Origin of the sequence: Lachnospira pectinoschiza (assembly GCF_900103815.1) — a bacterium.
GTDB classification, from domain to species: Bacteria; Bacillota; Clostridia; order Lachnospirales; family Lachnospiraceae; genus Lachnospira; species Lachnospira pectinoschiza_B.
In genome coordinates, this window is record NZ_FNHZ01000001.1 from 405,445 (window position 1) to 418,272 (window position 12,828).

General features: G+C 40.6%; 11 protein-coding genes. 9 read left to right on the forward strand and 2 right to left on the reverse strand.

Annotation, left to right across the window (positions count from 1 at the left end; translation table 11 throughout):
• Positions 1 to 598: 598 nt before the first annotated feature.
• Positions 599 to 937, reverse strand: a complete 339-nt coding sequence (locus BLQ66_RS01745) for a winged helix-turn-helix transcriptional regulator (RefSeq protein ID WP_074520644.1) — start codon at positions 935 to 937, stop codon at positions 599 to 601.
• A 160-nt stretch (positions 938 to 1,097) separates the two neighbouring features.
• Here BLQ66_RS01745 and BLQ66_RS01750 point away from each other — a divergent pair, with 160 nt between their 5' ends.
• The 9 genes from BLQ66_RS01750 to BLQ66_RS01790 all read left to right on the forward strand — a co-directional run bounded on the left by BLQ66_RS01750 (position 1,098) and on the right by BLQ66_RS01790 (position 10,147).
• Positions 1,098 to 1,307: a 4Fe-4S binding protein gene (locus tag BLQ66_RS01750; protein ID WP_074520645.1), complete on the forward strand. Its 210-nt coding sequence runs from the start codon at positions 1,098 to 1,100 to the stop codon at positions 1,305 to 1,307.
• A complete protein-coding gene (locus tag BLQ66_RS01755; RefSeq protein ID WP_074520646.1) occupies positions 1,297 to 1,914 on the forward strand; it encodes a 4Fe-4S binding protein in 618 nt (205 codons plus the stop codon). Before BLQ66_RS01750 ends, BLQ66_RS01755 begins: the two co-directional genes overlap by 11 nt.
• Before the next feature lie 2 nt (positions 1,915 to 1,916).
• Positions 1,917 to 2,312 (forward strand): C-GCAxxG-C-C family protein, encoded by a 396-nt coding sequence (locus BLQ66_RS01760; protein WP_074520647.1) that lies wholly within the window; start codon positions 1,917 to 1,919, stop codon positions 2,310 to 2,312.
• Positions 2,313 to 2,377: 65 nt separating this feature from the next.
• Positions 2,378 to 2,908, forward strand: coding sequence for a DUF3990 domain-containing protein (locus tag BLQ66_RS01765; RefSeq protein ID WP_074520648.1), 531 nt, complete (start codon positions 2,378 to 2,380; stop codon positions 2,906 to 2,908).
• 429 nt (positions 2,909 to 3,337) lie between these two features.
• The gene (locus BLQ66_RS01770; RefSeq protein WP_074520649.1) at positions 3,338 to 5,107 is read left to right on the forward strand and encodes an ammonium transporter; all 1,770 of its coding nucleotides are present in this window, start codon (positions 3,338 to 3,340) and stop codon (positions 5,105 to 5,107) included.
• A 1,018-nt stretch (positions 5,108 to 6,125) separates the two neighbouring features.
• Entirely contained in the window at positions 6,126 to 6,794 is a 669-nt protein-coding gene (locus tag BLQ66_RS01775) for a response regulator transcription factor (RefSeq protein WP_074520650.1), read from the forward strand.
• 74 nt (positions 6,795 to 6,868) lie between these two features.
• A complete protein-coding gene (locus BLQ66_RS01780; RefSeq protein ID WP_074520651.1) occupies positions 6,869 to 8,191 on the forward strand; it encodes a sensor histidine kinase in 1,323 nt (440 codons plus the stop codon).
• A gap of 899 nt (positions 8,192 to 9,090) precedes the next feature.
• A complete protein-coding gene (locus BLQ66_RS01785; RefSeq protein ID WP_074520652.1) occupies positions 9,091 to 9,858 on the forward strand; it encodes an AlkZ-related protein in 768 nt (255 codons plus the stop codon).
• 85 nt (positions 9,859 to 9,943) lie between these two features.
• The gene (locus BLQ66_RS01790; RefSeq protein WP_074520653.1) at positions 9,944 to 10,147 is read left to right on the forward strand and encodes a hypothetical protein; all 204 of its coding nucleotides are present in this window, start codon (positions 9,944 to 9,946) and stop codon (positions 10,145 to 10,147) included.
• Between the two features lie 755 nt (positions 10,148 to 10,902).
• Here BLQ66_RS01790 and BLQ66_RS01795 read toward each other — a convergent pair.
• A complete protein-coding gene (locus tag BLQ66_RS01795) occupies positions 10,903 to 12,648 on the reverse strand; it encodes a 1-deoxy-D-xylulose-5-phosphate synthase (protein ID WP_074520654.1) in 1,746 nt (581 codons plus the stop codon).
• Positions 12,649 to 12,828 lie beyond the last annotated feature (180 nt).

A 12,828-nucleotide genomic window follows, 5' to 3' on the forward strand; every position in this document is an offset into this window, starting at 1 on the left:
AGGGAAAAGCCCTCCTATAGGCACAAAAGAATTCTTCCGTGTGTTCCGGCAGCTTAGTATTTTCGGGGCGTTTGTGCCTGCAATGCAGTTTAACAAAGGAAAAAAGGCACAGTTTTTTAAGAGCTAAAAATTTTGCTTGTGACTTTTTCTTGCTTAAGTAACTAAAAAGTCACAAGAAGCCTTCAATTTTCATGACTTAACTAGAAAATTGAAAAATTCTTGTGACTTTTATTTATGTATAAGTGGCTTATAGCCAAATCGTGTCTTTTTTTTACAATTTTGTGTGTGACTTTTTTCAGAAGATTAGTGGGAAAAGTCAAAACTTGCTAAATCGGGATGAGATAACCTAGGAAGTTTGTGCCTAAACGAGAGGGAAAAGCCCCCTATAGGCACAAAAGAATTCTCTGTTAGTCCCGTAAGAGACAACGTAACCTAAAGCTGACATAGTCCCTATAAGTCCAGTGCCTAAACGAGAGGGAAAAGCCCCCTATAGGCACAAAAGAATTCTCTGTTAGTCCCGGATGAGATAGCACAACCCTAAAGTTGACATAGTAACGGAAATTCGGCGCGCGAAGCCAGCGCCATCACCGCCATCCCACTACAAATTCGCCTCGCCCCATCTTTTTAACTCCAATAATATAGGAATCATTGACTTAGCCTTTTCAGTTAGGGAATACTCCACTCTTACTGGCATTTCATCAAACTGAAGACGGTTTACCAATCCGTCAGCTTCAAGTTCCTTTAGGGACTGGGCAAGCATAGTGTTAGTGATACCGTAAACGGAACGTCTAAGCTCGCCGTAGCGCACAGTCTCATTATTATCAATGACACATAAAATCATGATTTTCCATTTTCCACCAACGATGTTTAACACTTTCTTTAAACCGCAGCCATTTCCCGCGATATCTTCACATAGAGGTTCTTTTTTGTTTGCCATAGTTTACTCCTTTTATAAAGTTTATTACATTTTCATTACTAAGTTTTTTCTTACTAGGTTAATAAAAATTGCGTACTTGATATATTTTTCTTACCACATATAATAAACTTATCTTGTACGAAATGCAAGACGGAAATAAAAGGTTTGAAAGGAAGTAAGGATGGTTAAAAGAAAGGCAAAAGTAGATTTAAGCCATTGTGTAGCTTGTGGTGTCTGTCAAAAGCAGTGTCCAAGAGGCGCAATTAGCATCTTTAGAGGATGTTATTCAGTGGTTGATATGGCGAAATGTGTAGGTTGTGGTATATGCGCCAAGGCCTGTCCAGCGGACACAATAAGTATAGAAACAGTGGAGGTATCAAATGACAAATAGTAACAATGTAAAGATCAAGAAACCCAAAAGAAAGAAATCATGGATGGATTATCTTTATATTTGGTCAATTATTTATTTTGCCTTAGGCTTTTTTAACATTTTGTTTGCTTGGCTAGGATTAATTGACTTTATTTTACCCCTCATAGTTGCAATTTTTGCGGGCAATAAATATTTTTGCAACAATTTATGTGGCAGAGGACAATTATTCTGGTTTTTAGGTAACAAATTAAAGCTATCAAGGAAGAAAAAGGCTCCAAAGTTTCTCTCTTCTAATTGGTTAAGATACGGATTTTTGGCCTTCTTTTTAACCATGTTTGCCAACATGCTATTTCAAACTTATTTAGTATTTTCAGGAGTAGATAGTCTAAGAAAAGCAATTAAGTTATTCTGGACCTTTAAATTACCTTGGACTTGGGCTTATAATGGTAGTATCTTTCCTGATTGGGTAGCAAAATTTGGTTTTGGTTTTTACAGCCTAATGTTGACATCAACACTAATAGGCCTTATTGTAATGTTACTCTTTAAGGAGAGAACTTGGTGTAGTTTCTGTCCAATGGGAACTATGACTCAAGGAATTTGTAAATTAAAGGCAAAAGGAAAGGAATAATTATGACAATAAACGAACGTGCTGACTTAGCGGTAAGTCTTAAAGCAACAGGAAAATGTAACTGTACACAGGCAGTTTTAGCTGCATTCGAGGATAAATTCGATCTTTCAAATGAGCAGTTAATGACACTTGGAGCAGGATTTGCTGCAGGTATGGGTTGCATGGAAAGTACATGCGGAGCCCTAATCGGAGCTGTAATGACAGCCGGCCAGCTAACAGGCGCTAAGGGAACACCTAGATATTCTAAGGAAATTTTAGCTAAGTTTAATGAGAAGTCTGGCGCAACAATTTGTAAGGATCTCAAGGGAATCACAACAGGTCAGGTAGTCTGTCCATGTAACGATTGCGTAAGAAACGCAGTACTCGCCCTTTCAGAGGTCTGTCCAATCGAAGAATAATTGGACCTGTGAAAATATATTGCGAGATTAACAATATATTTTTTGAGGAAAAGGTGGGATGAATTATGAAATTATTTCACGCAAGCAGCGAGCTAATTAAGCAACCTGACGTCTTTCACGGCAGGAAAAATGCAGACTTTGGCCAAGGCTTTTATCTTAGTCCAGACAGGGACTTTGTAAATAAGTGGGCCGGAGAGAATTTTTATATAAATGAATATAAGTTAGACCTTGAAGGTTTAAAGGTCGTTGAGTTTGAAAGAAACCAAGATTGGTTTGAATACATTTTCAATAATAGACGCCGCAAGGACACGATTGAGGCAGACGTGGTGATTGGTCCGGTGGCAAATGATACGCTATACGATAGCCTAGGAATTATAACTAGCGGTTATCTAAGCAATGAAGAGGCCTTAAGTCTGCTAATGATTGGCCCTGAATATAGGCAGGTGGCTATTAAGACGATTAAGGGAATTAAGCAGCTTCACTGGCTTGATGCCATGAAGATTATTGATGTGACAAAGGAAAAAGAGCTTTTAAGGCAAGAGGAAGAGCAGTATAACGAGGATTTTGCTAAGGCAATGGAAAAATTCGATGTGTAGATTTGTGGGTGTGCTTTCCTAAGGGCTTAATTTTTTAAAGTTTCATAAGGACTTTAGATTATTAGTCACATTTTTAAAAAATACTTTAGAATATTAAATTGTTAAAAATTAGCTTGACACTAAAAAGTTAAGTGTATACAATCATAGACATAAAGCAAAGGCGCTTAAGGATAGAGGATATCTTTAAGCGCTTTTTTCGTTTTATTCGGGGAAGTTCCGATTAAGACGCTTTCGTTATTTATCTGGCTAATCCAGGTGCTAGATAAGTGAAGAAATTTGCTTTTATGAAAATGCAAACACAAACAATGAGTTTTTTACAGCAAAGGCGCTGTTAGAGTGTGACGTCCACTTTAGCAGTGCCTTTTTATATTATTAGGGAAAGTGTGTGTGTTTGGAAATGGATGAAAATCCGAAGGAGGAAAGTTATTTATGAATGAAGTTTTAGAAGCAGTAAACTCACAAGTCTTTGGCGTGTGGTTTTTAATAGGTGCAGCCTTAGTATTCTGGATGCAAGCCGGATTTGCTATGGTTGAAGCAGGTTTTACAAGAGCTAAGAACGCAGGTAACATCATCATGAAGAACATGATGGATTTCTGTATCGGTACAGTAATGTTTATCGTAATTGGTTTTGGTCTATTCCTTGGTGAAGACGCATTATTTGGTTTAGTAGGAATTCCAAATTTTGATATTTTCACAAATTATGCAGAATTTGACTGGTCGGGTTTTGTATTTAATTTAGTATTCTGTGCAACAACAGCTACTATCGTTTCTGGTGCAATGGCTGAAAGAACAAGATTTATTTCTTACTGTGCATACTCAGCAGTTATTTCAGGTATCATTTATCCAATCGAAGCTCACTGGACATGGGGCGGCGGTTGGTTAGCTCAGATGGGCTTCCACGATTTTGCAGGTTCTAACTGTATTCACATGGTTGGTGGTATCGGTGCTTTAATAGGTGCTTGGATGCTTGGTGCTCGTATCGGTAAGTTCACAAAGGACTCAAAGGGTAAGATCACTAAGGTAAATGCATTCCCAGGCCACAACATTCCACTTGGTGCACTTGGTGTGTTCATCCTTTGGTTTGGCTGGTATGGCTTCAACGGTGCGGCTGCTACATCAGTAGACCAGCTCGGACACATTTTCGTAACAACAACAATTGCTCCTGCAGTTGCAACAGTTACAACAATGATTTTCACATGGATTAAGTATGGTAAGCCAGATGTTTCAATGTGTTTAAATGCATCCCTTGCAGGTCTTGTAGCTATTACAGCTGGTTGTGATAGTGTAAATGCATTAGGCGCAATCATCATCGGCGCAGTAGCAGGTTTACTTGTAGTATTTGCAGTATGGCTTCTTGATTATAAGTTAAGAATTGATGATCCTGTAGGTGCTGTAGCAGTTCATATGTGCAACGGTATCTGGGGTACAATCGCAGTTGGTTTATTCTCTGATAGCTCAGTTCCAGGTTATTCCCTTGCTAACTCAGCAGGCGACACAATCTCAGGTTTATTCATGGGCGGCGGATTTGAATTATTAGGAATTCAGTTTATCGGTATGTTTGCTACAATCGCTTGGGCAACAGTATCACTCTTTATCGCCTTCAAGGCAATCGATGCAACTCTTGGACTTAGAGCTTCTGAAGAGGAAGAGCTTACAGGTCTCGATGTTACAGAACATGGCTTAACTTCTGCATATGCAGGCTTCTCTCTCATGGACGTAACTGGTATGGAGATGATTGAAAATGAAAACACAGACCTCGGAGTTATCGACTACGAGAACGCTTCACAGACATTACGTGACGCATCAATCCCTGTAGTTCGTACTCCTGATTTTGAAAATGAAACAGCAATCCACAAGGTTGTTGTAATCGCAAAGCTTTCTCGTTACGACAAGCTTCGTAAGGCAATGAACGACTTAGGTGTAACAGGTATGACAGTAACTCAGGTTATGGGTTGTGGTATCCAAAAAGGCGCTGGCGAAATGTATCGTGGCGTTGAAATGGATGCAACTCTCCTTCCAAAGGTTAAGCTTGAAATTGTTGTAAGCAAGATTTCAGTGGATGAAGTTATTGAGACAGCTAAGAAGGCCCTTTATACAGGACATATCGGAGATGGTAAGATTTTCGTTTATAACGTAAGTAAGGTCGTTAAGATTAGAACTGGTGAGGAGGACGTTGAGGCTCTCGCTGATGTAGAGTAGAACGGACGCCGCTGCATCACGGGGGTGACGGACGCCGCTACGGTCTGGGGAGTGTATCCTCACAGACACGCTCCCGCTTCCTGTCTCTCGTAGCGCTACTAAGCTTCCCGCCCCCACAGTAGTGGGCGCGCCAAGCTAAGTGGCGACGGAGTCAGGACAGTCTGTTCGAATACATCCCCACTCCCTAGCGGCTGTTCTACACCACCGTGAGGAGAGCCCCCCTCGGGCAGGGATGCCCCACCGGGAGTGTACCTTGGACGGACGTGGATTTGCCGGGAGTGATGAGACTAACGGACGCCGAAAGCGCTTCGCTGTTCGGCTGAGGAAGAATGGACGGGCGCTGAAAATTGCCGGAAGTGATGAGACTAACGGACGCCAAAAGCGCTACGCTGTTTGGCTGAAATCTTTAAAGTAACGAGTTTTCGTTAATCATAAAATACATTTTTACTTTGTTTATGAACCAACATGCCAGTGGGTTCGAGAAAATTAGTTGTTACCCCCTTTGGAGTAACAAAGGGATTATAGGAAAGTCCCGATTGAAAAGGGTTGTCGCCTGGCAACCGACTAGATTTGTTATCTATTATTTAATATAGATATAAACTTCATGTCTACATATATCATTTCAAAGCAGATCAAAAAAACTCCAATGTAGACAGAGGAAAACTCCAACGCAGGCACTTCCTTTCTTGGTGCCTGCATTTAAGACACACTACATAATTCCTATAGGAGAAGGACACTGTTTAGGCAGTGTCCTTTTTCTATTATTTAGTTTTGTGGGTTTTGGGGAAAATGTGTCTCAATATTGAGGAAAAAAGTCTCGTGCCTGAAAAATTAAGCTACCGCCCCGAAACGCCCTCCCGGTACGCACCCACACCTCCCGTCCTTTTCTACCCTCCGTCTTTTACACCATCTCCCGCCGCATTTTACCTAGATTTTACATAGCCATGTTACCCTTAAGCTAGACATTTTCAAAATATAAGTCATAATAAAGGTAACGAATATTAAAGGGGTTGAACAAATGGCATTAGTATATATTATCGAAGATGATGAAAATATCAGAGAAATTGAAGAGTATGCCTTGCAAACTGCGGGGTATAAGGTGATGGGCTTTCCTTGTGCGAAGGATTTTTATAAGAAGATGGCTGAGCGACAGCCGGACATTTGCCTTGTGGATATCATGCTACCTGACAAGAACGGCAACGATATTGTTAAGGAGCTGCGTCGAAATCCGGAAACCAAGAAGATGCCTATAATCATGGTCACAGCCAAGACTACGGAGCTGGATTTGGTGAGGGGCATCGAGGACGGTGCGGATGATTATATCAAGAAGCCGTTTTCAGTTATGGAGCTTATTTCAAGGGTTAAGGCCTTGCTTAGGAGATCTGCTCCGGAGGAAGTCAAGGAGCTGGTTTTGGACGATTTGCATCTTAATAATGAGAAGCATGCAGTGAGCATTAATGGTGAAAATGTAGAGCTCACATTTAAGGAGTATGAATTGCTCTCTCTACTTTTGTTAAACAAGGGCATCGTGCTTAGCAGGGATACAATTATGGAGCGTATTTGGGGCATTGACTATGAGGGTGAGTCAAGAACTCTTGATATGCATATAAAGACCTTGCGAAAGAAGTTGCAGAATTACGGAAACCGTATTAGAACGGTGAGAAACGTGGGCTACATTATGGAGTAAGGATTGAATTATTTGCTGCGGGGATTTAATAATTTGAAAATATATTATCATAGAAAGAAGTGTGACATTTTTATATGAAGATAAAAATTAATATTAGACTTATGATTATAGCTATTATTGCTATTGCTTTTACAACCCTTGGAACAACGCTTGTTTACTACAATCTTTTCCAGCGTCAGGTAAGAAATGATTTAGCGATTACAGCGAAACTTTTAAGAGATACGAACTATTTTGAGACAACAGATGTGGACCTTTCAAATATTGATTTGTCAGCGGACGTTAAGGAGCTTAGAATAACTTGGGTGGACACAGATGGCACTGTGCTTTACGATAATGACGCGACTGCAACAGACCTTTCTAATCACTACGACAGACCGGAAATTCAGGAAGCCTTTAAGAATGGATACGGGGAAATAACTCGTGTTTCAGACACCATGAATCATAATACAATTTATTATGCTTTATTACTTGATAATGGCACTGTTTTAAGAGTGGCAACAGATGTAAATAGCATGTTTTCAGTATTTATGTCAGCAACTCCAGTAGTGGTGTTAATTATAATAGCCTTATTGTTACTTTGTGTATTGATTTCACATTTGCTTACAAAGCAGTTATTACGCCCGGTTGAGAACATGGCCAAGAATTTCAACAATGTCAATTACGAGGCACCTTATAAGGAACTTGAGCCACTAACGGAGATTATCAGGGCGCAGCACGACGAGGTTTTATCGGCCGCCAAGGTAAGACAGGATTTTACAGCAAATATTTCTCACGAGCTAAAGACACCACTTACTGCAATTTCAGGCTATGCAGAGCTTTTAGAGGGGGATTTTGTGGATGATGAAAAGAGAAAACATTTTTACCATGAAATCAGAAAAAACTCTAATCGTTTACTTGCTTTAATCACAGATATTATCAGGCTTTCAGAGCTTGATAGAAGTGATAGAGAACCTTCCTTTGAGGAGCTCAATCTCTACGAGATTGTTAGCGAGTGCGTGGAAAATCTTGAGTTTGGCGCAAAACAAAGGGGCGTGGAGCTTAGTCTTGAGGGCGAAGTTTGTAGATTTAGAGGAAACAACCACATGATACGAGAACTTGCAGAAAACCTTATTCAAAACGCTATTCGTTACAATAATCCAGGGGGAAAGGTGGAAGTTACAGTTTCTGCAGACCCTGAAGTTTGCTTGATTGTAAAGGATAACGGCATTGGAATTCCAAAGGAAGACCAGCAGCGAATTTTCGAGAGATTTTATAGAGTTGATAAGAGCCGCTCGAAAGAAACCGGCGGCACAGGTCTTGGCCTTTCAATCGTGAAGCACGTGGTGGAAATCCATAACGCTAAGATTGAGCTTGAAAGCGAGCCGGGGGTTGGAACGACTATGAAGGTAGTCTTTTAGGGGCTTACTAGAAGAGAGAAAATAGATAGACGAGATAAAGGAGCAGCGGGGCTGCTCCTTTTTTGTGGCTAGAGCGGTGTTGCTCCTTTTTTGTGGCTAGAGCGGTGTTGCTCCTTTTTTGTGGCTAGAGCGGTGTTGCTCCTTTTTTGATGTAATTTTGAAATTTTGATTTCTTGTGGTTACAGTCAATTAGGAAAAATACTAGATTTACCTGTAAACTAGATTTCTTGATTTTTCAGCCTTACATGCAATCAGTAAAATTTCATGAGTTGATGGTATGAGAAATCAACTTGCTAAAAAGCGGATTTTAGTTTCCTACATACAAATTTAAAATTTCTTGGAATTACCTGTAAGCTACTGCAATGAATTTAAATTAAGTTAAGTTTTAAAAACTTGGGACTTACCATCATTTCTTAAAAACTGTCGTTTTGATGGTATAGGCTGCTGAAATGAAATTTCTAAATACAGGCAATTTATCAAAAATCCCTCGGTGACTGTAACCCTCACAAAAAATCACAACAACTTCCCTTAAAGTTATGGGAACTACTACAAAAATATGGGATTAATGCTATAATAAGCCTATTAAAGATAAGAATATATCTCAGATGCTCTGAGATATTCGCTCCGCTTTGGATGCGCAGGGATTTGCACCTGAAATTTGCAAGCTAAAGCTTACGCAAATCCAGCGCCAAGTCTTGTGGGGCGAGACTTGAACGCAGTGTAAGCAATCTCCCGCTTCAAAAGCGTAAGCTTTAAGCGGGGGTATAAAGCTTACTAGTGTCAGAAGGGGTTAAAGCCCCTTCTGACAGGTGTCACAAAGTGCCACTGCGTTCATGAGGAAGTAGCGAAGCGGATTCCGAATGTCCGCTTTACTAGAAACACGTAATGAAAGGAACACAATGGAAAAAATAGATGGAATTTGGTACATGAAGGGCAAGGCTTTCAACGATAAGTCAAGAATCAAGTCTTGGCAAGAGGTTGTGGAGTTAGTGAATAAGATAGGTTTTCTCCCATTTTTCGCAAATGAGGTGGAAGGCTTTTCATTAGAAGAGATGGTGGCAGCAGATTTCTGGTGGACCGGCATCGCTAGCGAGGATCCATGGGAATGGCGCGAAATCATCGCCCGCTCAAAGGAAGTTGCCTATGGCAAGTTCTTTGACAAGAGGGCAGGTTTTATCAGTAAGGAATGGCTTCCGATTTTTGCAAATGCGCGAAGAGACGGTTACGATTTTGACTCACGTTACGCTGATGGCAAGGCCAGCCGCAGAGAAAAGATGATCATGGATTTTTACATGCAAGAAAACGATGAAGGCGACATTGTCTGGAAAGAGGATGAGATTCTCTCCACAGAACTCAAGAAACTCGCGGGTTTTGGCAAGGACGGAGCCAAGAATTATCCTGGAATTATTACTTCTTTGCAAATGAATCTCTACCTTGTAATTTCCGACTTTAGAAGAAGAACCAACAAAAAGACAGGAAATGAGTACGGCATGGCAGTTTCTATTATGCAGCCACCAGAAGTTATTTGGGGTTACGATTTAGTAACAAGTGCCTATGGCGAAGATTCAACAAAGTCTTGGGAAAAGATTTATAACCAGGTACTCAAGCTAAACCCAAAGGTAGAAGAGAAAGATATCATAAAGATTATTGGCAAGAAACCAAGTTAGATGGTATGGCTAAAATTAAATTAGAAAGAATTTAAGCAAGTTTGCAGGATTGTGATTCCCGCACTTGCATATATAGAGGAAGATTATGTTAGAACTTATAAATATCGGTGAGGCCGATTTTGGTTGTGAAGAAAGAGCAGAAGATGCACCATTAATGTGCGGCCTTACTTTCAAAGGCGAGCATGGTTACGTGTATAAGGAAATCTTAGATGAAAAAGTAGATGAGCTAGCTCTAGTAAAGGGAATGAAAATTTCTGAGGAAGAGTTGGAGAACTTGCTAAAGGGCTAGAGAGCAAGTTGTGGGAAGCATGAGACCACGAGGCTTGTGGCCTAGTGGGAGGCGACCAAGAAATCAATAGGAATGCGATGACCGGCAAAGGCTTGACCTATCAAGGTTTTAAGCAAGTTGTGGTCGCAACCAAGAATTTAATATAAGACCGTTAGGTTTAGCTAAGAATTGGGGCTAAAAAAGGCTTCTTTTCTGAAAACTAGGACCTAGCGGTCTTTTTTTGTATGTTAGGTCAATGATTTAGAAAATTTGATTTTGAGTTTTAATCCCTATGGAATGAAAATTTCGCGTTGGGTCAATTGCCCCTAAATTTAAAGGTTGAAATGTGAGTTTGTAGTGACCTAATCCAGACTTTTTTGCTCGTAAGTATTACTATTTAAAAAATGAGTGTTTTAAATATTGAGAAAGTAGGACTAAAGCAAGAAAATGAAGTCGTTAGGTCAACTCCCTCCGGCCAAACTCGCCCTCCGGAGCCAAAATAAAAGCAAGTTGTGTGTTCCAAGAAATTTTCCATAATCCTAATAGCGAAAAAATCTTCCGTTAGGTCAATCCACCCCCGACCGCAGCCAAGAATTTAACAAAAAAACGGCCACTCCCCGGAAGCCCACGCCCCAGCAAACAGCGAAGCGCCTTTGCGTCCGACCGCGTCAACTCCTGTCCCACAACATCTTACTCCCCACCACTAAAAAAAGCCCCGCAGTCACCTGCGGGGCCTCATCAGCTCTAGCTTACTTTCTCGCTATGAAAGAGTTTAGTTAGTCCATAAGGGCTAGTAAGCCAGTGGCGCTGATTCCGTTTTCTTTAAGAAGTTCATCTGGCTTAAAGTCTGAATGGAACTCCTTTGTTAAACCTAAGTTCTTAACCTTCATGTCGCTATCACCGTAGAAGGACGCGATGCGCTGGCCGTAGCCACCGTCAAGATAGCAATCCTCAATAGTAATAACAAGTTTGTGGTCTTCCTTTAGGGAGTCAAGAAGATCAGTATCAAGTCCAGTTAAAAATCTAGGGCTAATAACTGTGATATCCTTACCAGTCTTTTCCTTGTAAGCCTTAGCTGTTTCAAGGGCAACTGGGACTAAGCAACCAACAGCTACGATAGCGATGTCGCTACCCTTGTTAATCACCTTAGCCTTATTTGTTAAGGAATAATCTGTGTTATCAGCTATGCCATCAGTCGTAAATTTACGTGGGACGCGAATTGCAACTGGATGTGCCTTCTGGCTTGTGGCATATTTAAACATTTGAACGTATTCTTCCTTACTTGTTGGGGCAAGATAAAGAAGATTTGGAACGTGGGCAAAGAACTGGATATCACTAAGTGCGATGTGAGTATCAGAGTTCATGCCGTACACTCCTGGGTTTAAAACTAGGATAGTAGCTGGGTTATTATTTAAACACAAATCGTGTGATAGCTGATCATAAGTTCTCTGAAGGAATGGAGCCATAGTACCAAATACAGCAGTAGCGCCATTTTTAGCAGCACCACTTGCCATAGCCATAGCATTTTCCTCAGCAATACCAACGTCAACGAAACGTCCGCGTTTTGCATAACCCTGTCTTTCTTCACCGATAAATCCAAGGGATGCTGGGGTAGCAGCGTTGAAAATAACGGCTTTCTCATCAGTTTCTAATAGCTCTACCAAACTGTCGTGAACTGTTGTGTCCGCTGGCTTAGTAGGCTTATTCTTTGGTGATCCATCTTCTATGTTAAATGGGCCACCAGCATGCCAACTTTCTCTGTTTTCTTCAGCATAAGAAAGTCCTTTACCTTTAATAGTATGCACGTGTACGACTATTGGATGGTCGATGTCCTTAACTTTTTTGAAAACCTCTACGAGGGCAGGAATATTGTGGCCTTCGTCTATGTAAATGTAGTCGAGCCCGAATCCCTTAAAGAAATTGTTAGGTGCCTCGCCCTTAGTGTCACGTAATTTTTTTAGTGTCTTATAAATTCCACCATGATTTTCAGCAATACTTTGATCGTTATCGTTAACTACGATGATAAGATTTTTATCGTACTCGCCAGCGTAATCCAAGGCTTCAAGGGCCTCACCACCGGAAAGTGATCCATCACCGATAATTGCGACAACATTTTCAGTTCCATTATTCACGTCACGGCCTTTTGCAAGTCCGAGGGCGAGTGAAACCGAAGTGGATGTGTGACCAATCTTAAACTGGTCGTGGTCGCTCTCATTGGGATTAGTGTAACCAGTCACATCGCGAAAATGCTCTGCATCAAGATAGGCTTCTTTTCTGCCAGTTAAAATCTTGTGAGAATAGCTCTGGTGAGAAACATCCCACACGAATTTATCCTTTGGCGAGTCAAATACGTAGTGTAGTGCCACTGTTAATTCAACAACACCAAGATTTGGGCCCTTGTGACCACCAATATTGCTGATTCTATTAATGACGGCCGCTCTTGTTTCATCTGCAAGTGTCTGTAGATTGTCAATGTCAATTTTCTTAACATCTTCAGGTCCATTTATATTTTCTAAATACATAGAAACTCCTTTCGTATATCAAATTTTAAGGTCATAAGGCTTTTGCTGCCCTTAAGCCCCTCCCTGCAAAGCTTAGTTCATTTATAGACTTTAAACGGGGTTCGGTCAATAGTTTCCTAAAAAATTTTGGAAAAAATTAATAAAATTGAGTGCAATTTTATATTACACTATCTATGTTAT

Bases quoted from the DNA above. Each gene is read 5' to 3' on its own strand.
- BLQ66_RS01745 (WP_074520644.1), bottom strand. From the start codon at position 937: ATGGCAAACAAAAAAGAACCTCTATGTGAAGATATCGCGGGAAATGGC.
- BLQ66_RS01750 (WP_074520645.1), top strand. From the start codon at position 1,098: ATGGTTAAAAGAAAGGCAAAAGTAGATTTAAGCCATTGTGTAGCTTGT.
- BLQ66_RS01755 (WP_074520646.1), top strand. From the start codon at position 1,297: ATGACAAATAGTAACAATGTAAAGATCAAGAAACCCAAAAGAAAGAAA.
- BLQ66_RS01760 (WP_074520647.1), top strand. From the start codon at position 1,917: ATGACAATAAACGAACGTGCTGACTTAGCGGTAAGTCTTAAAGCAACA.
- BLQ66_RS01765 (WP_074520648.1), top strand. From the start codon at position 2,378: ATGAAATTATTTCACGCAAGCAGCGAGCTAATTAAGCAACCTGACGTC.
- BLQ66_RS01770 (WP_074520649.1), top strand. From the start codon at position 3,338: ATGAATGAAGTTTTAGAAGCAGTAAACTCACAAGTCTTTGGCGTGTGG.
- BLQ66_RS01775 (WP_074520650.1), top strand. From the start codon at position 6,126: ATGGCATTAGTATATATTATCGAAGATGATGAAAATATCAGAGAAATT.
- BLQ66_RS01780 (WP_074520651.1), top strand. From the start codon at position 6,869: ATGAAGATAAAAATTAATATTAGACTTATGATTATAGCTATTATTGCT.
- BLQ66_RS01785 (WP_074520652.1), top strand. From the start codon at position 9,091: ATGGAAAAAATAGATGGAATTTGGTACATGAAGGGCAAGGCTTTCAAC.
- BLQ66_RS01790 (WP_074520653.1), top strand. From the start codon at position 9,944: ATGTTAGAACTTATAAATATCGGTGAGGCCGATTTTGGTTGTGAAGAA.
- BLQ66_RS01795 (WP_074520654.1), bottom strand. From the start codon at position 12,648: ATGTATTTAGAAAATATAAATGGACCTGAAGATGTTAAGAAAATTGAC.